This is a genomic window from Kitasatospora sp. NPDC030952 (genome assembly GCF_055571335.1).
The window spans coordinates 46,362-68,788 of record NZ_JBVIFM010000012.1 but is presented as its reverse complement, the minus strand read 5'-3'; the positions used below and the strand labels follow the sequence as shown (position 1 = coordinate 68,788).

At 67.6% G+C, this 22,427-nt stretch carries 10 protein-coding genes and 4 pseudogenes; 7 read left to right on the top strand and 7 right to left on the bottom strand.

All coding sequences use genetic code 11. The features are described from left to right. Window positions 1-478 precede the first annotated feature (478 nt). The 4 genes and pseudogenes from ACZ47G_RS21600 to ACZ47G_RS21585 form a co-directional block, all read right to left on the bottom strand. A pseudogene (locus ACZ47G_RS21600) lies at window positions 479-1,244 on the bottom strand (transposase). Between the two features lie 7 nt (window positions 1,245-1,251). Continuing rightward, window positions 1,252-1,716 (bottom strand): hypothetical protein, encoded by a 465-nt coding sequence (locus tag ACZ47G_RS21595; protein WP_465744927.1) that lies wholly within the window; start codon window positions 1,714-1,716, stop codon window positions 1,252-1,254. Between the two features lie 494 nt (window positions 1,717-2,210). After that, complete coding sequence (locus ACZ47G_RS21590; RefSeq protein ID WP_465744925.1) at window positions 2,211-3,293, bottom strand: hypothetical protein; 1,083 nt, start codon at window positions 3,291-3,293, stop codon at window positions 2,211-2,213. A 503-nt stretch (window positions 3,294-3,796) separates the two neighbouring features. Then, window positions 3,797-6,838: a ricin-type beta-trefoil lectin domain protein gene (locus ACZ47G_RS21585; RefSeq protein WP_465744923.1), complete on the bottom strand. Its 3,042-nt coding sequence runs from the start codon at window positions 6,836-6,838 to the stop codon at window positions 3,797-3,799. Window positions 6,839-8,198: 1,360 nt separating this feature from the next. Between ACZ47G_RS21585 and ACZ47G_RS21580 the strand changes: the two genes are divergently transcribed. Both ACZ47G_RS21580 and ACZ47G_RS21575 read left to right on the top strand, forming a co-directional pair. Further along, window positions 8,199-15,812, top strand: coding sequence for a ricin-type beta-trefoil lectin domain protein (locus ACZ47G_RS21580; protein WP_465745189.1), 7,614 nt, complete (start codon window positions 8,199-8,201; stop codon window positions 15,810-15,812). Then, a complete protein-coding gene (locus tag ACZ47G_RS21575; RefSeq protein WP_465744921.1) occupies window positions 15,805-16,557 on the top strand; it encodes a hypothetical protein in 753 nt (250 codons plus the stop codon). Before ACZ47G_RS21580 ends, ACZ47G_RS21575 begins: the two co-directional genes overlap by 8 nt. 178 nt (window positions 16,558-16,735) lie before the next feature. Here the strand turns inward: ACZ47G_RS21575 and ACZ47G_RS21570 are convergent. After that, window positions 16,736-17,028, bottom strand: a pseudogene (locus ACZ47G_RS21570) (leucine zipper domain-containing protein); the annotation flags it as partial. A 273-nt stretch (window positions 17,029-17,301) separates the two neighbouring features. Between ACZ47G_RS21570 and ACZ47G_RS21565 the strand changes: the two are divergent. Further along, window positions 17,302-17,685: pseudogene (locus ACZ47G_RS21565) on the top strand (helix-turn-helix domain-containing protein); the annotation flags it as partial. A 67-nt stretch (window positions 17,686-17,752) separates the two neighbouring features. Here ACZ47G_RS21565 and ACZ47G_RS21560 read toward each other — a convergent pair. Continuing rightward, window positions 17,753-18,940 carry a site-specific integrase gene (locus ACZ47G_RS21560; RefSeq protein ID WP_465744919.1) on the bottom strand — a complete coding sequence of 396 codons (1,188 nt, stop codon included), beginning with the start codon at window positions 18,938-18,940 and terminating at the stop codon, window positions 17,753-17,755. Between the two features lie 206 nt (window positions 18,941-19,146). Between ACZ47G_RS21560 and ACZ47G_RS21555 the strand changes: the two genes are divergently transcribed. Next, window positions 19,147-19,584 carry a hypothetical protein gene (locus tag ACZ47G_RS21555; protein WP_465744917.1) on the top strand — a complete coding sequence of 146 codons (438 nt, stop codon included), beginning with the start codon at window positions 19,147-19,149 and terminating at the stop codon, window positions 19,582-19,584. Between the two features lie 161 nt (window positions 19,585-19,745). Here ACZ47G_RS21555 and ACZ47G_RS21550 read toward each other — a convergent pair whose 3' ends face one another. Continuing rightward, window positions 19,746-20,381 carry a hypothetical protein gene (locus ACZ47G_RS21550; protein ID WP_465744915.1) on the bottom strand — a complete coding sequence of 212 codons (636 nt, stop codon included), beginning with the start codon at window positions 20,379-20,381 and terminating at the stop codon, window positions 19,746-19,748. A 626-nt stretch (window positions 20,382-21,007) separates the two neighbouring features. On the opposite strand from ACZ47G_RS21550, the gene ACZ47G_RS21545 reads away from it, so the two are divergent. The 3 genes and pseudogenes from ACZ47G_RS21545 to ACZ47G_RS21535 all read left to right on the top strand — a co-directional run. Continuing rightward, window positions 21,008-21,604, top strand: coding sequence for a DUF6000 family protein (locus tag ACZ47G_RS21545; protein WP_465744913.1), 597 nt, complete (start codon window positions 21,008-21,010; stop codon window positions 21,602-21,604). A gap of 38 nt (window positions 21,605-21,642) precedes the next feature. Continuing rightward, on the top strand, window positions 21,643-21,936 hold the full coding sequence (locus tag ACZ47G_RS21540) for a hypothetical protein (RefSeq protein ID WP_465744911.1): 294 nt from the start codon (window positions 21,643-21,645) through the stop codon (window positions 21,934-21,936). Window positions 21,937-21,952: 16 nt separating this feature from the next. Further along, window positions 21,953-22,099, top strand: a pseudogene (locus ACZ47G_RS21535) (helix-turn-helix domain-containing protein); the annotation flags it as partial. Window positions 22,100-22,427 lie beyond the last annotated feature (328 nt).

The following is a 22,427-nucleotide window of genomic DNA, read 5'->3' as shown; positions in this document are numbered from 1 at the left end:
GAGACACTGTCTCGCGGGCCAGCGTTCACCGTTGCGTCCTGGACCACGGATTCGCGAATTCCTGTTCTTTCCACGCGACAGCACACCTGAATGGCCGTTGTTTCCAGGTTTGAGGGCCGCATTCTCGCTGGCCAGGGCTCCGGGTGCAGCGGGGCACCGGAGCGGTGTGGGCTCGGCCTGCCCAACCGAAAGCGCCGTACCCGGCTGATGGCTCCCCTCCGTCCACGGGATCAGGTAGTACCCGCGACCAGTGACCTCGACCACGGCGTCCCCTGCTGCTCACTGGCAGTCCGTCGTCGGCCAGCGCCGACATCACAGCCAGGTTCCGACGTGCCACGGCATATCCATGATCCGCTTCAACGCGAACGAGCCCTCGGCCCTATTCAGCCGCCAGTTTCCGTTCATCAAGCCAAGGGGCGTCCCATAATTGATCTCTGGCGGATCGGGACGGCGTGATCCGCCTCTGAGCGGACTTCGCCTATGCGGCTTGGAGGAGGTTGTGCAGGCGGGCGACGCCGAGTATGGCGTGGTGGACGCCGTCGCCCTTGAGGCGGCAGTCGCGGAGGACCTTCCAGGTCTTCATCCAGGCGAAGACGTGCTCGACGCGGGCTCGAACCCGCTTATGCTCGCGGTTGTGCTCGGCCTGCCACTCGGTGAGTTCCCCGCCGCGCGGCCGGCGGCGCGGGATGACCAGGCTGGTGCCCGGACAGCCGCCGTCGGCGATGGTCGTCGTCCGGCCGACAGCGGCCTTGGCTCCGGACTCCTCCCAGGCCTTGCAGTCGTTCCGGTTGCCCGGCAGGGATTGCCGAGCGCGACGACCAGCCGGGTGTGGGCGTCGATCACGACCTGGTGGTTGGTGGAGTACCTGTAGTTCTTGGACTGTTCGGCGATCGTGTGGTCGCGGGTGGGGACCAGGTGCCGTCCCCGATCAGCACGGTGCCCTTGCGGAACCGGCGCCAGGGCTTGAGGGCGAGTAGGGGCCCGACGTGGTCAATGATCGGCTGGCCGCAGACTCGGACACCCCGAACAGCGGAGCGAGCTGCCGCAGTGTCAGGTTCGTGCGCCAGTAAGCAGCGACCAGCAGGACCCGATCCTCCAACGACAGGCTCCACGGGCGGCCTCGGCGTACCGTGTCGGCGCCCTCGCGGCGGAGCATCGTGATCAGCCTGTGGAAGTCGCGCGGGCCCAGCCCCGGTGAACGGGGATGTCCAGGACGGCTCTGACGCCATGATCACGCCAGTCACTCCAAGATCATGGCATTGGCTTGGTCGAGCTCGCGGGCCGGTCCACGGCCAGGACCCGGAGGTCACCGCTCCAGCTCTCGCAGCGGACACTGCCCGAGGGGAAGTCCAGCTCGAGCGCCGCGCGCCCGGTTGCCGGATCCCACTCCTGTCGGACTCCGATCATGAGCTCCCCGAGGTGGGCCGCGAAGGGTGTCTCGTCACGCACGGGTAGAACGTCGATCCGGCCCCAGTCGCCCATGTCGATGCCGTCATCGGGCTGGGAGGACTCGATCACGAGGCACCAGTCCGTGCCGCTGGCGACGTTGGTGGACCTGCCTTGATCGTCGATCAGCCACACCTTGACCGGGCCGTCGTCGGGGCGTCCCTCGTGTACGTGCCAAGAAGCCAGCACCTCAAGGAGCTGGCTGCCGACCAAGGACAAGGGGTCGATGCCGGGTCCGTGCAGCGGGCAGGCCGGGTTCAAGAGCTCCACCGGGGGACCGTACCGCGGCCGCCAGTGCCGCCTCACCTGCTTAAACGGGACAGCCCTTAGCCGACAGGAAGCGGCACTCCCGAACCTCACCCAGCCCGAGAGCCTCGCCGAGAACCGCCAGGTCGTCTGTGATCTCGCTGTACCGAGCGTCGCTTGGGCCGTCGGAGATCGCTTCTGTCACCCCTGGCAGGCTAGCGTAGGAGCGGCTCCGAGGTGGCTGATTCGGCCGCCGCAGACCTCACCCCCGACCAGCGTGGAACGTAATTTAAGGCAGCGGCGGCTGCGTGTAGAAACCCAGGTCACGTAGCCAAGGCGGCACTGATCTGGTCCAGAACGTCGCGCGCAAACTGAGCTGGCTCGAGCCCAACCGCGCCCCAAGGGTCCTCCGCCGTCTCGCGCATTTCGGTGCCCCGAGTAGGGGCTCGAAGCGGCCCGGTCCGACCGGGGGCCTCGGCATCGATGTCCGCGCCCACACCCGCGGTGTTCCTGGCCGGCTATTCGATGGAGATCCAGACCTCGTGTCCGGGGTCTTCCCGGCAGGCGAAGACGAGGAGTTCGTCGCGGGCGCCGCGGAAGCCCGTCGGGTTGTGGAACCGGGCATCGTAGCCCGGTTCGGCGGCGCGGGACCGGTCCTCCACTGGGACCCAGCTCTCCGCAGTGTGCTCGCCGTTGGGGAGGGTCAGGAGCAGGCTCATCTCCGAGCCGCACGCGCAGCACCGGACCGGGCGCGGGCAGTGGGGCCAGTACGGCCACCCGCCGCTCTTGAGACCCGGCGCAACGGAAAGATCGTTGCGGTAGCCGAAGCCGGGCTCCTCGCCGAGGCCGCTGAGCCAGGCGCGGATACGGGACCGCAGCGACTCGGGGAGGTCATCGATGTCGGGGTATTCGGTGATCGGTTCCGGATGCACGACGCACGGTTCCAGGCCCCAGCCGCCGTTCTGCGCCGCTCCGCCGGGCGCGGCGGCCGACGTCGTGAGTGATCCGGCGGCCCGCCAGACGACCTTCGGCGCGGGCCCTCGGTAGTGCTCGTGCATCCCGGGGACCTCGGGATGGTCGAACGGGCACCACAGCATCTGCAGCAGGTCCGTCCCGTCGGGAAAGCGGGTCTCCGGTATGTCGGCGGCGTGCAGCTGAACGACCGGGAGCATGGGAACCGGCTCGACGGGAGCGGCAGGCGCCCACGTTCGCACGCTCCTCCCGCGAGAGCCTTGACCATGGGCTCCCTGCGGGGACCGCGGCCGCATGGCCAGCACTCTTCCGAGCGGCGAGTCCGGGTCGGCGGCCTGTTCCGGGAACTGGGCACTCCACTGAGCCTCCCGCCGGGCCCGGGTCTCATCGGCGAGCCGGAACGCGGCCAGTTCCTCATCGGTGGCCTCGCGCTCGATCTGGACCATGTGGGGCAGTCGGCAGGTCGGCCAGGGCTCGTCCGCCGGCCAGAGCATCGGCCCCGCCACGGAGCTCTCCGCAGCCTGCGGGTGCCCGCGACGCGGATGCAACCGGGTCGCGGGCTTCGCGTACGCCGCGAGTTCCGGAAAGGCCATGAGGATGTCGAAGGGCCGGGAGGGCGTGGTGAACATCCGGCAACGATCCCAGCCCGCTCCCCGGCCCTGTCAAGATCCACAGCCGTCATAAGTGATCCGGTGAGGGGGACGCTGCCCGAACGTGGGCCGGGGATCGGGCACAGCAGGAGCCTGCAGGCGAGAAACTGCACCAACTGCCCTCGAAGGAAGCCACATTGTCGGTCCGCCGACGGACGGCGTCGAACTCGTCGCTCCCTACGATCGGGGCAGGTGCCTGGCGATGCGTTGCTCTGTGAGGAAGCGTCAAGTGGCGAGGACACTGCACGCGCGAGGCTACGGCCGATGACGGCGATCACTTCGAGACGTGAAGCGTCAGGCTGATCCCCCATAGAGCATGGCCGACTCGAACGAAAGACCGGACCGCGGTGAACCGGATACGTGCCGCTCAGTGTGCATCTATGACACGAGCGCTGGGTGGCAGGCCACCACGCGGGCGGGCCTGAAACGGGTTGGGCCCGGCGGCACGAATGCGCCGCCGGGCCCGTCAGGGACGTAGGACGTCAGGTGGTGTTCGGGTAGATGGTCCAGCGCTGGTTGGCGTGACCGGATTGGCAGTCCCAGATGTCGAGGGACGTGCCGTTGGCGTCGTTCCAACCGGGTAGTTCGATGCAGCGCTTGGCGGTGGGGTTGTAGATGGTGCCGTCAGCCTGCAAGGTCCAGACTTGGCCGGTGGCGCCGCTGCAGTCCGCGATGACGACCTGGGTGCCGTTGGCGGTGCCGTTGTCCTTGGTCGAGACGCAGCGTCCGCCGGTGCGCAGGGTGCCGTCGGCGGCGAAGGTGAACTTCTGGCTGGCTCCGTTCCAGCAGTTGTAGAAGTTGAGGTTGGTGCCGTTGCCGGCGCCCCAGTTATCGAAGCAGCGGTTCGGATTCTGTACGGAATTGATGTTGTAGCTGACCGGCGTCGGTACAGGCAGCTGTCGCGGGGTGCCGAAGCGCGGCAGGCCGGCCTCGGGCGTGGTGCCCAGGTACTGGGTGAGGGCACCGCTGGTGTCGGTGACGATGAGGTCGGGGTTGCCGTCGCCATTGACGTCACCCGGGGAGTCCACGACGGGGTAGAGGGCGGAGCTGAACCCACCGGGCAGCAACGCGTTGGCGGTCGGGCTGACCCACTGCTGACTGAGGTTGTTCAGGCAGTCCCAGAGAATGAGGTGGTTGCCCGGGTTGTTCTGGCCGTCGGGGACTGCGAGGCAGCGGGTCGACTGGGGGTTCTGCAACGTGCCGGGGTAGGGGCCGTCGAGCCACTTCTGGGCGCCGCTGCCGTTGCAGTCCCACAGCTGGACGTTGGCGCCGTTGAACGTGTCACCGTTCTTGACGTCCAGGCACTTGCCCAGGACGTGCATGGTTCCGTCGCTGCCGCGGGTGAAGGACTGACCACTGATGCCGAGGCAGTCCCACAGCTGGGCGGGGGTGCCGTTGTCGGTGTAGCCACCGTTGATGTCGGCGCACATTCCGGCTCCGGCGGCGTTCTTGACGGCCGAGACCACAGCCTTGCGGGCGGGGATGTGCAGGGACTTCGTCGCCGGAGCGCCGCTGGTGAGGGGCATCGGAAGGGTGGTGATCGCGCCGGTGGTCGTGTCGCGAACCCACAGGGTCGGGACGCCTGCGATCACGCCGGGGGACAGCAGGGTGAAGCCGCCCCAGTCCTCGTTGTCACCGCCGACCTCGACACCGTCGCCGAGCGGGCAGCCGCCGACCGCACTACCGGGGTAGAACCGCAGGTGGCCGCTTTCGATGGTGATCAGGTTGGGCCGGCCCGCGCTGGTCGGGGTGGCGCTGAGGGCCGTCAGCTGGTCGACGTGGTCCCAGCTGCCGCCGAGTCCCTTGGGGCACGTGCCACTGTTGCCGATCTGCATGACGCCCGAACGGTCGCTGAAGTGACCCGGAGTGCCGGCGGGGACGCGGGTGGAGTCGTTGAAGTAGACGTAGAAGTGCTTGGTGCCCTTGTTGTAGGCGAACAGGTCATCGACGCTGTTCTGGCTGACCGAGCCGCGGTGGGCGATCAGGTAGTTGTTCCAACTGTCCTGCTCAGGGCTCTGCGCCCGGGTGGACGCGGTGCCCGACTGGGCGGTGAAGTCGCTGTTGCCCGGAAGCAGGGTCAGCGACCCGTCCGCCGCCGGGACCAGGTAGTCGGGGGTCCCGTCGAAGTCGACGTCACCGGCGACGACCTTGGTGGTCGGGTTCCAGGGCGCGAAGAAGTCGTAGGTCGCGGCCTGGGGCTGGGTGTTGCCCGCGTTGTCGGTAGCGCGCACGTACAGGCGGTGCGTGCCCCACTGGTCGGGGTTGAGGTTGATCGGGATGTCAGCGTAGGCGTTGCCGTTGGCGTCGACGCCGGCGACGGGCTGGGCCGTGTAGCCGGTCGGCGGGATGTTGTCGTCCAGGTTGTACTGGAACTCGCGCACACCACTGGCCAGGCAGCTGCCGCGGGTGCAACCGCCCGGTACCGGGTCGCTGCTGGTGACGCGGATGGTGGCGCCCTGGTCGCCCGCGTGACCGGTGGGCTTGATACCGCTGCCGACCGGGGGAAAGACGGTGGAGGGCGCGATGGAGGCGAGAGTGGGCGGGGTCAGGTCGACGTTGAAGTAGCAGTACGCGGTACCCGCGCTGCTCATCAGCCCGTCGGTGGCCCACGCGTTCCAGCCGTACTGGTGCCCGTCGGAGGCCGGGAAGCCGATGTTGGCGTCGCCCCAGCCCCGGCCGTTGATGGCCTGACTGGTCGGCCAGGTGACGGTGCTGGGACTGCCGTTGGCGTCCGCCGCCATGTTGTCCCAGACGTGGAAACCGACGTTGATGTTGGTGCCCGGCATCGGGGTGGAGGCGTAAGCGTGCAGGGTGATGTCGGAGGCGCCGTTGCCCAGTGGCACGGTCCGTCCGATCCAGCCCGGCTGCCCGTTGCCGCAGGCGTACCCGTTCGGGTTGATCGGCATCGGGCTGGTGTACATCGAGTCTGGAGTGTTCGGTGGCAGGTCGTACTGGGCGATGACGTACGGGTTGGCGTTGAACCGCATGAAGTGGTCGATGCCGGTGGAGCGGGTCTCGTCGCCGAACAAGCCGACGGTCAGGGGCCGGCCCTCCTGGACGACCTGGCGCACCGCGCCGGTGACATCGAAGTCGACGCCCTGGGAGCCGCAGGTGCCGTACGCGCTCTTCGGCCACTTGGTCTCGCCGTCCTGGCGCACGCCGGGCTGGTTGTTCCAGGTGGTGCCGCCGTCGAATCCCCAGGTCCACTTGAGGGTGACCGGGGCGGTGGCGGCGCAGTCGTGGGCGGCGCCGTAGGTCTCGGAGAAGTAGGCCCTTGCGCTGTCGATGTACATCTGCGAGGTCAGCGAGCCGGTGCCGAACTCGTAGTACGAACGCTCCATGCCGTAGCAGTTGGTCCGGTAGTGCTGGTAGCCCACGCCCTGCCCGTTGTCCTGGGCGACGTCGTACTGCGGGGTGCCGGCACAGCCCTCCATGACCTGGGCGAAGTGGCTGGCGCCCATCGTCGGCGCGGGCTGGAAGGGCGGGTCGATGAACAGCGGCCAGACAGTGCCGTTCCCGGCCATCAGGTCCGAGTCCGGGGTCAGGGTCAGCTTGCCGTTCGTCGTGTCGACAGGGACCGGCTTGACGTGTGCTCCGAGGCCCGGGCCGTCCGCGGACGATGCGTCCGGGCCGGTCGGCGCTGAGTCCGAGGCGGGAGCGAGCGAGCCGACGCGCGGCGCCGCAACGGACGATTTCTTGGCCGGAGCCGCGGTCGGCGCCCCCGACTCCGTCGCCGCCGAGTCCCACATGAGAGGCACGGGCGCCCGGAACGCCGGAGTGCCGTCCGCTCCGGCCGCCGTCAGGTTGCCCTGAGGATCGGCGGAGACCGTCAGGCCTTTGGCCGCGGTGCCGAAAGTGAGGGTCTTGAGCGCCGGGTTCGCGGCGGCGTTCGCGTCCTTGACGACCAGAACCTCACGGACTGCGCCCTGATCGGACACATCGACCCGTAGGTCCACGCCAGGCAGAACCCCGGAATAGGTGGCAGTGCTTCCGGTGACAGCGGGGGCGGGCAGCGCGACCGGGAAAGTCAGTGCGAGGCTGCGCCCGTGACTGTCGGTCAGTGTCGCCAATGGGCCCGTGCCACCACCGGAAACGGACACCTGTGACGGGGTGGCGCTCGGTGAGTAGCTCCCGTCCGGTCCGCGGTTGAGTGTGGCGTCCACCGGGGCCCACGTACCGTCCTGTTTCTTCACCCGCGCCGGCCGGAGGTGTGAGGTGACGGTGAGCTTGCCGCTGGGTTCGGCGACGGTGAGCGATGTCTCGCTGGTCAAGGCGTCAATTGTGACCGGCTTGCCCGTTTTCTTCGCAGTCAGCCGGGCTGCCTGGATGGCGTTCCCCGGGGTGATTTCGGTCGAATTCGGAGCCTTCGTGATGGATTGGCCTGGAGCGGCCGCAAACGGCCGGTCATCGGCCGCTGCGATTCCTGGTGCGGTGGCAAGCAGCGCGAGCGCGCACACGGCGGCAAGGCGTCTCGTCAGTCTCCGAGAGGCCGACGGCGGGATGGGAAGGAGTTCCCCCATGGTGTGTCAATCGCTTTCAGGCAGGGCTGAATCCCCGCCGGCGGATATGTGATACGTCACAGTGACCGCAGCGGGGTGTGGTCTTTGTCCTTTTCTGGTGCGATATCTGACTGGACCTCACCTGATGGTCGGTCAGGTAGATCGATCGCACGTGGCCAAACGCTATTGCGTCGAATGGCGTGCTGACAATACGGTGCCCGCCGTCCTTCATGGACTTGATCTGACTACATACCGATACAGGCCAGCCGAATTCGGATAAAGGAACGCAAGGACACGCATGAAACTCAGCAGGAGATGGCAAGTCGGCCGGTCACCAGGAGCCGGTGGCCGACGAAGCGTCCTGACAGCGGCGGCCTTGACGACCGTGATGTCGTTGGTCGTACCGGTCGCAGACATGGGTACCGGTTTCATCGCCCACGCCGCCGACCACGGCAAGGACAACCTTCCTGAGCTGCCGCACGTCGACGGACACAACGTGGACGGCAAGACGAACCGAAAGGACATCCCGCGCCCGGCCGGAGCCCGCGACCTCGCGACGCACACCCCAAGCCCAGTGCGGTGGCCCAGCCAGGCTACGGCCGCAGTCGACCTGAAGGCCGAACCCGCCTTCCCGGCCGTCGGGAGCAACGCCAACGACAACAACGTCGCCGCCGTCCAGGCCGGTCTGACCCCGGTCCGGCTCAGTGCCGTAGGACCGGACCACGTCGGTGACAAGGCCAAGGCCGTAGCCGGACGCACCGCAAAGATCACCCGGCCGTCCTCGGTCGAAGTCACAGTCGCCGACCGATCCCAGACCACGAAGGCCAACGTCGACGGCCTTCTGGTCGGACTGAAGCGAACCGACGGCGGTAGTGACGCGGCCGGCCTCGACATATCCCTCGACTACACGACGATAGCCGACGCCTACGGGGGCGGCTGGGCCTCCCGCCTCCGCCTGGTCGCCATGCCCGCTTGCGCGCTGACCACCCCTGAGCTGGCCGAGTGCCGCACCAGGCAACCGCTCGATTCCGTCATCGACCCGGTGGCCAAGACGATCAGCGGCACCGTCGCAGTGCCGAGCAGCGGCACCGCGACGGACACAAAGACTCGTCCCGGCGGGGCAGCCGCGATGAAACTCGACTCGCTCTCCGCCACCACCTCCGCGAGCGGCGGGATGGCCGTGGCCGCGGTCTCCACTCCCGGCGGTTCCCAAGGCTCCTACACCGCGACCGACTTGTCCGCCACCGGCTCGTGGTCGCAGAACGCCTCCGGCGCCTTCACCTACAGCTACCCGGTCGCCGTCTCACCCTCGCTGACGGGCACGGCGCCAGGCGTTGCCTTCTCGTACAACTCGCAGGCCGTAGACGGCGAGACCTCGGCGCGCAATTCCCAGGCCTCCTGGATCGGCGACGGCTGGTCGTACAGCCCAGGCTTCATCGAGCGCTCCTACAAGGCGTGCAAGAACGCGGGCATCGACCAGTCCGGCGACCAGTGCTGGGCCGGCTGGACCGCGACCATCTCGCTCGGCTCTCGTACGGGTGAACTGGTCCGCGACGACAACGGCCTGTACCACCTGCAGAACGACGACGGCACCCGCATCGAGCGGCTGACCGGCGCGGCAAACGGCCTGTGGCAGGGCGAGTACTTCAAGGTCACCACCACCGACGGCAGCGCCTACTACTTCGGCCTCAACCACGCCCCCGGCACCACCACCGACGGAGCCACCAACAGCGCCTGGAGCGTCCCGGTCTACCACCCGAACAGCGGCGACCCCTGCTACAACGCCGCCAAGGGTAAGGAGTCCCAGTGCGACCAGCAGCCCGGCTGGCGCTTCAACCTGGACTTCGTGGTGGACCCGCACGGCAACGTGCAACGCTATGACTGGGCCACCGAGACCAACCGCTACGCCATGGGCGGAGGCCAGGCCGGCGGATCCGGCGGCAGCGGAGCCCTCACCGCGTACACCCGCGGTGGCTACCTCACCCGCGTCTCCTACGGCTACCAGCTCGCCGACGCGCTCGCCGGCCGCGAGCCCTCCGCCCGGATCACCTTCGACACCGCCGAACGGTGCGTGGCCTCCGTGGACACGTGCAAGCTGGAGAACCTCAACTCCTCCACTGCCACGAACTGGCCCGACGTCCCATACGACCTCGCTTGCCAGGACGGCTGGAGCACCAGCGGGACCGGCTCCAACGTCTGCCGGCCGGTGTCGCCGACGTTCTGGTCCACCAAACGGCTCGCCGCCGTCCGCACCGAGCTGCGGACCCAGAGCGGCTGGCAGCCCGTGGACAAGTACGAGCTGACGCAGGTCTTCTCGGACGCCGGCGGCATCATGGACCCGGTCACCGGCAAGACCCCGGACAAGCAGAACGTCGGCGGCCTGCAGTCCGTGATGTGGCTGTCCAAGGTCCAACACACCGCGCAGGACCCCTCCGCCGGCGGAGGCGAGATCAAGCTCGACCCGACGACCTTCGCCGGCACCGAGATCGACAACCGCGTCGACGGCTCCGACACCGGAGCCCCGCCGCTGTACCGGCCGCGGATCATCGGCGTGAACAGCGAGTCCGGCATCTCCATCGCGGTCACCTACCGCGACCCCGAGTGCTCCCGGGCCAAGGGCACCATGCCCACCACGGCCGACACCAACACGATGGCCTGCTACCCGGTCTACTGGACCCCGACAGGCGCGGCCGCGCCTATCGCGGACTGGTTCAACAAGACCCTGGTCACCAAGGTCACCTCCTCGGACACCACCAAGGCCAACTCCCCGCCCCGCGAAACCTCCTACAGCTACAACGGCGCCGCGTGGCACCGCGACGACTCCGACCAGACCGACGACCAGTACCGCACCTGGAATGACTTCCGCGGCTACCGGACCGTCACCACCACCACCGGCACCGCACCCGACCCGGTCGGCCAGACCACCGTCTCCTACCTGCAGGGAATGGACGGCGACTACCTCGCTGACCGGACCACCCGCCGAGTCAGCAAGCCGAAGAACTCCCTCGGCGAGGAGGCCACCGACAGCAACTGGCGTGCCGGTACACCGCAGGAGACCGCCACCTACAGCCAGGCTGGCGGCACGCCCATCGCCAAGCAGTTCAACGACGCCACGGTGCTCGCCCCCAGCCCGACTGCCAGCAGGACCAGAACGGCCTGGACCTCCAAGACGGGCGCCGCAGTCTCAACACTGCCGCCGCTGGAGGCACATCGCGTCACCTCGACCACCAGCCGCTCCAGCGCGCTGCTGTCCGACCAGAAGACCTGGCGCACCGGCCGCACCGTCACCACCTACGACAGTCTCGGACGGCCCTCCACGGTCGACAACCAGCCCGACCTCACCACCGGTGACGGCCGGACCTGCGCTACTACGACCTACGCGGCCGCACCGTCCGGCAATCCCATGATGCTCACCTACCCGAGCGACACCCTCACCGTCGGCGGGGACTGCAACACCGCACCATCCACCACCACCACCATCAGCGACCGCCGCCTGATCTACGACGGCAGCGCCGATCCCGCCAGCCCCGGCCCGGTGAACGTGCTCGGACAGAACGGCGCCACCCTCGGCTACGCCACGGCGACCCAGTCGCTGAAGTCGTACGACGCCCAGGGCCAGGCCACCTACCAGACCCTCACCGCCCAGGCCTTCGACGCCTACGGACGCGTGGTGCGCAGCACCGACGGCGCAGGCGCGGTCAGCCTGACGGCCTACACGCCGGCCACGGGAACCCTGCCGATCGAGATCTCCACCACCAACCCACTCGGTTGGAACGCTAAGACCATCCTCTCGCCGGCACGCGGCCTGGTCACCCGGGCGATCGACCCGAACGGTCGCGTCACCGACGCGACCTACGACGCGCTCGGCCGTCGGACCTCCGTCTGGCTGCCCGGCAACAGCAAGGACGCGAGCAAGGCAGCGGACCGGACGTTCAGCTACGAACTCCACGGCGTCGACCCAACCCCGTCAAGCCGCGCGAACCCGCCGAGCGTCACGACGCGCACACAGCTGGAGAACGGCACCTACCGGACCGACAGCACGATCTACGACGGCTTCCTCCAGTCCCGCCAAACCCAGTCCACTCCCGCCAACAGCGCTTCGGGCCGAGTCGTGGCCTCCACGAGGTACGACAGCAACGGCAAGGTCACCAAGAGCACCGCCGCCTGGTCCGATCCGACCACCAGCCCCGGCACCACCCTGTTCGAGGAGGACGACAACACCGTTCCCTCCCAGACCCGGACCGTCTACGACGGGACCGGCCGGGTAGTCGCCAGCAAGCTCTTCGCCAAGGCCACTGAGCTGTGGCAGACCGCCATCGCCTACCCCGGCGCAGAGCGGACCGACACCACTCCGCCTGCCGGCGGCGTCCCGACAACCGTGTACACCGACGCCCTCAACCGGACCACAGCCTCGGTACAGCACGGCGGTTCGGGCATCGGAGACGTGACCACCCGCTACAACTATGACGCCCGTGGCAAGCTCATCAGCACGGCGGACAACGCAGGCAACGCCTGGACCTACCGCTACGACGTCCGCGGCAACCGAATCTCGCAGAACGACCCGGACGCCGGCACCAGCACCACGGCGTACGACGACCTCGGGCGGGTGTCGAGCGTCACCGATGGCCGAGGCAAGAGCCTGTCGTACACCTACGACCTACTCGGCCGCAGCACCGGTCGCTACGAAGGCACCGACACCAGCGATCAGTCGAAACTGCTCGCGTCCTTCACCTACGACACCCTCGCGAAGGGCTACCCGACCTCGACCACTCGTTTCGCCGGCGGCGCCACCGGCAGCGCGTACGTGCAGAAGATCAACGGCTACAACACCAGGTACCAGCCGACCTCCACGACCAGCACCATCCCCGCCGTCGAAGGCAAGCTCGCCGGCGACTACACCCAAACCGCCTTCTATGCCGACAACCTCGGCCTGCTCGCCGGCTACGGCTACAGCGCCGACGGCGGTCTCCCCGCCGAGAAGCTCGGTTTCGGCCGCGATCTGATGGGCGAGATCGTCAACACGGGCACCGACAGCACCAAGCTGCTCGACCTGGCCAACTACAATCCGCTTGGCCAGCTCCTGCTGAGCCAATACGGAACACGGGGCGAACTGCTCCGCACGGCGCGTACGTACGACGACACCACCGGCCGCCTGACCACCAGCAGCGTCAAGCTCCAGCAGTCCGACGCCAGCCCGATCTCCTACACCAGCTACGGCTACGACCAGGCCGGAAACCCCACTAGTACCTCCGAGCTTCAGTCCTCGGGGAGCACGGACCAGGTGACCGACACCCAGTGCTTCCGCTACGACGGTCTGAACCGGTTGGCAGAGGCCTGGACCGACACCTGGGGTGTGAGCGCACCGGGCGCAGGCCAGACGTCCCAGTGCAACAACAGCAGTGTCGGGCTCAACTCGCTGGGCGGACCGGCTCCGTACTGGCAGAGCTTCCAGTACAACCTACTCGGCGATCGCACCCAGCAGGTCCGGCACGACCTCGCGGGAGACACCTCCCGCGACATCACCCAGACCAGCACCTACCCCGGTAACGACCGGACCCCGGCCGCCAAGCCCAACACACTCACCAGCGTCACCTCCCGCACCGGCACCCCGACCAGCACCATGCCATCGGCCATGCCGGGCACCGGCAACACCCAGCTCTGCCTCGACGTCACCAGCGCACGGACGGCCGACGGTACCGCAGTCGAAACCTGGACCTGCAACGGCAGCGGCGCCCAGAAGTGGACCCGCCCAGGTGACGGGACCCTCCGGGCGCTCAGCAAGTGCGCCGTCCCGAGCAACGGCAGCGGCGGCGCCGGCGTTGGCATCGTGCTGGCCACCTGCGACGGTAGCGACAACCAGAAGTGGCAGGACGGGGCCAACGGCGCCCTCGTCCACGCCGCCTCCACGCTGTGCCTGGACATCCCTGGATGGAACCAGAACCCCGGTACCCCTATCGGCCTCTGGTACTGCACCGGCAATCCCAACCAGAACTGGCCGGCCACGGTCAACGCACCGAGCGGTCCGGCCTCCACAGCGACGCTGACCCCGCAGTACGACGCGATCGGCAGCACCACTGCCCGAGCGAGTACCGGTACCACCACCCTGCCGTCCGCAGTCCAGACCGGCACCACTGCGCTGTGCCTGGACGCCTCCGGTGCCCAGAACGCTAACGGCACCGCCGTTCAGACCTGGACCTGCAACCGCAACGCGGCCCAGGACTGGACCATCGGTACCGACGGCACCCTGCGCGTCCTGGGCGCCTGCGCCCGCCCCGTCGGCGGCACCTCCGGCGCTAGCGCACAGATCGAACTGTGGGCCTGCGATCCGAACGACAGCAGCCAGCAGTGGCGCACCGGCTCTGACGGGTCCCTCGTCCACAAGACCTCCGGCCTGTGCCTGGACCTGCCCGGGGGCAACACCAACCGGGGTACCCGCGTCGCACTGTGGACCTGCAATCAGGGCCCCAACCAGAAGTGGGGCCCGGGCGGCACTCAGCCCACCGCGGGCGGAACCCAGGCCTTCACCTACAACGCCGAGGGCCGCACCGAAACCGTCAACACCCCTAACGGGACAGGTGCCAGTACGTCCCAATATCTCTATGACGCCAATGGCAGCCTGCTCATCCAGCGCGGCCCCGACGGCACCGTCCTCTACCTGTTCGGCGGAGCCGAACAGCTCACCCTTTCCACAGACGGCACCACCGTCGTCGGCAAGCGCTACTACGAGCATCCCGACGGCACCACAGTCATCCGGACCAGCAGCGGAGCCGTCACCTATGAACTGACCAACCCCCAGCACAGCTCCACGCTCCAAATCGACGCCGGCACCAAGGCTGTGACCAGGCGCGCATTCGACCCATACGGCAGCCCCCGCGGCGGCGGCCCGCTCGCTTGGGCCGACAACCTGGGCTACCTAGGCAAACCCACCGACACCGGCAGCGGGCTCGACTTGCTGGGAGCCCGCAACTACGACCCGGTCCTGGGCCGTTTCCTCACCGTCGACCCGGTCTTCGAATCCGGGGACTCCAATCAGATGGGCGGCTACACCTACGCCTCCGACAACCCGCTGGCCAAGTCCGACCCATCCGGCCTGATCCCGCTGGGATGCGGGACCGAAGGGGCCTGCTATGGCTACTCGCCCGACAACGGCTGCAAGGGAGGTCCTTGCGGAAGCTCCGAGAACGCCGTGTGGGGCGCCGAGCACGGGCTGACTCCCAACAACGGCGGTGGATGTAAGCCTGGCGACTGCGGAACGCCGCGGCCTTCCAGCACGCCAGGTTCGTCGACCGGTGGTTGCGACAGCGCCTGCCAAAGTGCGCTGGACTCGCTCGTCCGTCGCGGCCACTGGAAGGACGACGACCTGGAGAAGGGGGCCCACCAGGCGCTCGCCGTGGAACTGCAGAAGTACATCCTGGCTATGGGCGGGAACACTCGGCCCTGCGCGGAGGGCGCCATGGTGACGTCCGGGACGATTGCGGCATGCAATCAGCTATCCGGCACCTCGCCACAGCTGACCTGGCAAGACCTCCTCCAGCTCTGGGCGCAGGGGAAAGACGGCGCTAACATTTCCTTCGATGGGGGAAGTCAACTGACTCAACAGATCGCCGCAGATCAGCACAGCCAGGAGATCCTCAAGGGTCTGGCCGGCCAGATCCGGGACGGCAGCTACCAGGTCCCGCTATCCGAGCTCGGTGGGCAGAATGACTTCGTTGACGGGAAGGACTTGGGCGAGAAGGGCAAGAACCTTCCGAAGGATCTGTTGGGTATGGCGACGGATGGGAAGCATGGCAATCCCACACCGGAAGCCTTTCTGGGAGGATATGACGTGGTGTATCAGGTGATCAACGTATCGCCGAAGACGCACTCCTTCACCGTGGCTTTCGCCGCCTACAACGACACCGGGTTTGCCTCCCTGACCCACCTCACGGGGAACACCGGGACGGGACCCGGCGCCAGCGTCAGGCAGGAATTCTACTGGTTTGGAACCTTTCATGCGTAGCGCCCAGCTCAGCGGCGGCTTCACCGGCCGAATGTCGGCCTTGATATCAGGAAGGACGGCCAGGTGGGCCGCGCTGATTATCCTGACGGCCAGCTACCTGGCTGTACTGGTCGTCCTGTTTCCGGCTCGTTCGGACAATGCGGAGCTTGTTGACGACCTGCGGTCGGGGCGGACCTCTGTCGTCCAGTTGGACACTGACGGTTCTGAGGTGTTCGTCGAGTGGTCGACGGGATTTCTGTCACACAAGAAGGAGATCTATCAGTTCCCCTATGGGAATCCTGGGTCCGCCGGTGCCATCGATGCGTTCGAGCAGGCCATCGGGCGGGAGATCGTCGGTAGCGGTGCCACCGTCCAGTACCAGATGTTCGAAGCGAGCCACGGCTTTGGTGGCCTGAAATTGCTGATCTCTGTTGCGTATCCGAGCTTGCTTGGATGGTCACTCCTCGGCGTAGCTACCTACCTTGCCGGACTGTTGACCATCGGACACATCCTGCTTGGAATCAAGGACGGGGTCCAGAGAAGCTGGGCATGGCTCTGGATTGGCCTGCTAACCGGGTTCGGGTTCTTTGCCTATCTTTGGTCCGAGCCAAGTCCGCTCCTGACCTTCCAGGTAAGGCGGCGGGAAGGCGGCCGGAGTAATTCGCCAGGTATTCCCCGAATAATCGGATCGACTGTCATAAGCGTGGTTCTTCTCGTAGCCTTGGGTACGGTGTTCATCCAGGCGCTCCACGCCACGCAGCACTGAGATCAACACTTGTGTGGGCCGTCCGCCAATAGCAGGCAGACGGCCCACACATCGATTTCGGCCGGATTCACATCCGCGCCAGCTTGGTGGTGGCGGCGCAATGCGGTCGGGTTTCCAGCAGGCGGCGATTTTGCCGTGTGAAGCCCACGGTACGGGCGTGTCCTATCGGCGGTGGCGGGGATGGGTCGCAGCAGGTGGGCGATGCGGGCCGGTCCCCAGGCGGTGAGGCGGACTTGACGATCCGCCGCTCGGTGCGGGAGGCAGCCGACGCGGACTATGGTGTAGGCGGCTGGATAGGTCGCTTGTACCGGCCTCACCGAGCGTGCGGTAGCGGTCCGCCCAGCGTTTGGCCGTGGTCGGTGAGACCTGGAAGCGTTCAGCGGCCCGCCGCAGCGGCCAGTCGTCCTCGACCTCGAAGCGGGCGAGACGCAAACGTCCGGTCTCGGTCAGCGGTACGTGACGGTGTGGCATGAGGGCCAATTCGGGGAGCTGGGTAGATGTTGCATCCACACCGAGCCAGAAGGCCTTCACTCATCTCAAGATCATCACGTCGTGAACCCGTTATCAACCTCCGTGGTCAATACACCTAAGGAGGTATTCCTTGAGCTCCCAACTGCAGTCGGCGAACCGTACTGCCCGTGATTCCCTATGCTGTTCAGTTGCTCGGGCCACTACTGAACTTGATTGGGTGATGTCGGTGCCGTTCGCCTGACAGTTGGGTGTGGGCGCCAGTAGCCCTGGGGTGTGAGGTACGCGCAGGGCGGCGGGCTGACCGACGCCGAGAGATCCACGCGGGAGCGGTTACGGCGCCAGGTCGTGGAGCGTTTCGAGGGCGGGCAGAGGAACGCGGAGATTGCCGCTGCCCTGCGGATCAGCGTGCAGTCGGTCGAGCGGTGGCGCCGGGCCTGGCGCGTGAGCGGAGAAGCTGGAGTCCTGTCGAAGGAGTCGCCGGGACGACCTCGACTCAGCGAAGACCAGATCGTCAGGCCGGAGCGGGCGTTGGAGCGTGGCCCGTTGGCTCACGGGTGGGCGGACCAGCGGTGGACGCTGGCGTGGATCAAGACGCTGATCGGAGGGCTGTTCCATGTCTCGTATACGGTCGAGGGCACCTGGTGGCTGTTGAAGCGGCCGACCAACATCACGAATTCAAGTTCAGTAGCGCTCTTGATCGAGGGTTCGCCTCGGCAGCGTCGCTTCAGTCAGCGATGTCCTTCTGCGCAGTGGGGCGGTCTGGCGGTGGGACGGTCAGGGCGTCGAGAGCCTCTTGGGCTCGGCCGAGGCTGTCCTTGCCGGCGCGGCGGAGGCCGGCCTTGGCGTACTTCTCGACCATGGTGGTGGACTTCCAGTCCTCGGTGATGACCATGATCTCGGCCGGGCTGTAGCCCTGGGCCGCGAGGTCGGCGGGGACGCCGGCGCGGAGGCCATGGCTGGTGGCGTTTTTGGCATCGAAGCCTGGGGTGCGGGTGATCATGCGTTTGAAGGCGCGGTTGACCGCGTGGCCGGTCATGCCGGTGCCGGTGCCGGAGGCGGGGACGGGCATGAGTCGGCCCCAGCGGGTGATGCCGCGGAGCAGCGGCAACTGTGGCTCTGCTTGGCCGAGTTCGGCGAGCAGTGCGATGTAGGTGCGGACCACGGAGATGGCGACCGGGTCGCGGACGAGGTACTCGCGACCGGTGGACCAGTGGTCGTTCTTGCTGGTGCGCTTGCCGACCACCATCTGTTCGGTGCCGTCCTCTAGCTGCTCGAAGACGATGGAGTCAATGCGGTAGGCGGACTGCTCGGAGCGGCGGGCTCGGGTGCGGTAGCCGAGGTGCAGGATCGTCAGGTCGCGCCAGCGGGCGAGGGGGATGTCGGTGGTCGTGCCTTCCTGGAGGTGGGCGATGCGGGCGGCGTCGACGGGCGGGCTGGACTTGGGGGTGCGGCGGGAGCGGGCGTGGTCGGCGGCCTGCTTGCGGATCAGCTCGGCGGTGGCCTTCTTCGGGGGCCAATTCTCGTACCCCGCACGGGCGTTGGCGTCGCGGATCGCCGCCATCGCCAGGCGTAGCGAGCTCACCGGCGCGCCCGTGCCGTCGCGTCCGCCGCGGCGGCGCAGGTGGGAGATGTAGGAGACCATGTTCGCCTCGCTGGTACGCGGCCCCGGGTGCCGGCCGTTGTCGGCGCACCAGCGGGCGAAGTAGCGCCACTGTTCTGCGTAGGTCTGGCTGGTGCGCGCCGGCCGGGCGGAGGCGAGATCGTCGGCCGCGTCCTCGGTCAGCATCTCGTTCGGGTCGGCACCGTCGAGCGCGAACCGCGTGAGAGCCTGACTGTCATCCACCAGCTCGCCGACCACCACCTCGATGGGGGCCTCCGCCAGAGCGGGCAGGTTGTTCGCGTCCGTGTCCACAGGTGCTCTCCTTCCGGCACGGCGGGCTGATGATCCGTCCGGGACAGCGTATCTGTACCAGGCCCTGTGTTGCATCCTCTAAATCCAGTTAGAGGATGCAACACAGGGTCTGATACATAAGGAGGCGCCCGGTGTGCGCCCTCTGTTTCTAGAATGTCTGCCGTGGTTATTTGTGTTCAGCCCTCTGGGGTGCAAGGGTGTCCGCCATGAAGATCACGATCACCGTGGAGAATCCAACCCCCGAGGCACTCGAGAAGCTGCTCGCGCTCGCCGCCATGCCGGCCGCTGTCGTGACCACGGAACCCGACGACCGCTGGACGCCGAAGCGGGCCCGCTCGTACTACGACCGTCTTCCGCCCCGCGCGCAACAGATCCTGCTCCAGGTCGTCCACGGCGAAGGCGAGTGCGCCGCAGAGGAGTTGAAGGCGAACGGCCGGAGCCTGCGGGGATCCACCGGCGCGTTCCGCCGAGTGCTCTCTGAGGGTAAGCGGACCGGTCTCTGGCCTGACGCGCTGCCAGTACCGCTGGTGTCCCACACCGTCGGAGGGCAGCTCAAGAAGCTCGAGATGCCCGGCCGCGGCACAGGGCAGTACGCACTCACAGCCTTCGAGGACGGCCTGCGTGATCTGCGGACTGGCGACTGACAGGACAATTTGTTCGAGCCCTGGGGCCGGGTGCGACGAACCGGGCCGCCAACCCAGATCCGAAAGCTCGGCCAGCAAGACAACTGCCCGCTGGCCCGACCGGCGGGCTGCCAAGGACGTGAGCGTAAGAACCCTTCCAGGAAGCCGAGTTGGGGCGAGAGTCAGGAGACGTGTACCGCGACGCCGCACAAGCCGAGCCCGTTCCCGGCCGCTGCGCGCCACAGTCGCAGCGGCCCGTCAAGGACGGACTCCTCCCGGGGCGAGTAATGCAGCCAATCCTGAGCATCCGCTGCGGAACGTTCGGCCTCGGTGAAAGTGGAGGCTCGCTCCACGCACGGCAAGGTCTGGCGGACCTGGGCGGAGGTGAGCAGGAAGTTGCCGCACCAGCCCGGAAGGAGGGAGGCGCGGGCTGGGCCGATGGCATGGAAGAGCGATGCGACCGTGTACTCCGTGGAATTTACCGAGACGAAAGGGCCGTCACCCGGATGATCCGTCCACACATCGTCGATGGCACAGAAGTCCGGATCGGCTTCTCCGCAGCACATAGCGTCAACGTTGAGCCCTGGGGCGGTGAGCTCCCGGAACGACTCCATCGCGGCAACGTCAGCCGAGGCTGGCCCTGAACTCTCGTACCACGTACGGTAGTCGGGCAGGGGTTCCTGCAGCCAACGTTCCCATCGCGCTTGAGCGCAGGGCTGGGACCAGTCCGTCTCCATAGCGGGCAGTAACCGGGGAGACAGGTCGGAGATAAAGGAATCCGGGTGGCTGGTGATCGCCCAAACGCTGGTGAAGCCCATACCCTGGACGCTAATACCCGCCGCTGACATCGACAGCAGTAGCCCGATTCCGGTTCCGGTGGACACGGTTCAACCGTTACCCTTCCGCACCCCAGCTGCCGTTGCCCCGGCAGCCTGACGGTCCGTGCCGCTTCCGCCGCCCGGTCCGGTCGCCGTCGTCGGCTGCACACCCGACCGAGTGGGCGTCACTGCGCCGATCACGAAAGTCCGGCTGCCGCCGGACCCGGGCCTTGACGGCCCTTTCCGCGCTCATCCATTCGAGCGGCCGGCCACCGTCCGTCTCGAATATCCCGCTCGAAGGCATGGGGAACCAGTGACCGGGCCGATGACCACTCCAGGTTCCGGATTCTGTGAGTCACTGCCGGACAAACTCTTCAGCAGCTCCGAGTGCGGCCCTCCCACGGGTAGGCGTCGGGTCGCCCCAGACGACGACGGGCTCGTGCGGGCCGTCGTCGGGCTCCCGGGCCCGGTCTCTGGATCGCCTCCGCGCGCGCCTATGAACGGCCCTCGCGCCCCTCATCCAGCGGTCGTCACCCGGCGGCCCCGGGCGTAGAAAACCCCTGGCAGTCGGGCGTTGTCCGGGCGAGGATGCAGGTGTGCGACGAGACTACACCGACCCTGAGCTGATGAGCCTGATCCGTCGATTCGTCACGCCCGGACGCCGGTATCTCCGGGTGGGCGGAGGCATGCTGTGGTTGAGCGGGCCTGAGCGCGAGGTGTTCGTGACCGAGTTGGTCCAGGCTGCCGCGGAGATCACTCCCGCTGAACTCGCCATCCTGTTCGAGGGTGGGTGGCGGGAGCGTAGGACAGCCTCCTGGCTGGTCGTCATCGCTGGCAGGACCGAGTTCCGCAGCCGGATCGGCGAACTCCTGTTGGCCAGTGAAGGGCCCTACGCCGGCGCGGCCTACTGCGTCACTCTTGCTACGTTCGGCGAGGGCGCGGATGCGGAGTTGCTCTGCAGGTACCTTGATCACTATTTGCCTCGGCTTGACCTCCACTACGACCAGGGCTTCGCGCTCGGCGCGCTGCTGCACCTCGACACCGCACTCGGTACCGAGAACGCGTCTCAGTACCTTGCCGAAGGTAGCCTGTGGCAGCAGTGGACGGACGTTCCGGCCCGCAGGGAGTGGGATCCGCAGGGCTTTCGGAAATCCGTGGACCGGCTCAGCTCCTTCGCCAGCGAGTGCGCCGAACGCTTCGCCGCACTGGAAGCCGGGCACTGATCCTCTGGCCGCTCAGCGCCCTCGATAGAGTCTGGGCGATGACGGGAAACACGGGAAACACGGGAAACACGGACCGCTGGCCGAAGACTGACCAGGATCGCGGCGTCGAGGACGTGACGCTCCTCATCCTGGAGTGGCTCGGCGAGCAAGGTGTGAACGCGATGATCAGGATGGACGCCGAGCGGGTGGCCGACAATGCGCCGGCGTGGACGTTCGCCGCCAGCGGTGGTCCCCTGGAGCACGGCATGCGTGCCGACGGCAGGACCGTGCAGCAGTGCATGTCCGCCGCCCTGTCGCAGTTGCGCGCGGCCGGGCTGGCGGTTCCATTCTGATCTTGGTCTTCGCCCGGCGCTGCACGCGGTCAGCGTCGAGGTGAAGCCGGGCGACGCCGGTGCGGCCCTCGAAACCGCTCGTCCCCTGATGCGTCGTCGCATTCCAGCTCCCGAGCGGCAGGCGGCCTTGTGGATTGACGCGGCCAGGGCTTACGGGCAACAAGCGGCGTACAGTATGTCACCTTCCAGAAGGGTTTGTGCTGCCTTCTGGAGGGTGGTCTGGCCCTCGTCGTGGTCGACGAGCAGGTGGTAGCCGTCGCCGGTCGGGCTGGCCAGGGCCGTCGTCGCGCCACCGCGAAAGCGGCTCCGGGCCTGACGTATTGTCCGCCTCGAGCGTGGCGTCAGGGATCGGGCCCAAGCCTGCGGTCGACGTCCTGCCGACTCGCCCGGAGCCGTCCCTCGAGGCGCTCCAGTGACCACGCCATCCACGGGTGGTCGCGGCCGAGGACCCGTGCCCGCGTGTCGGCCACCAGCTGGGCCTGCGCCACCGC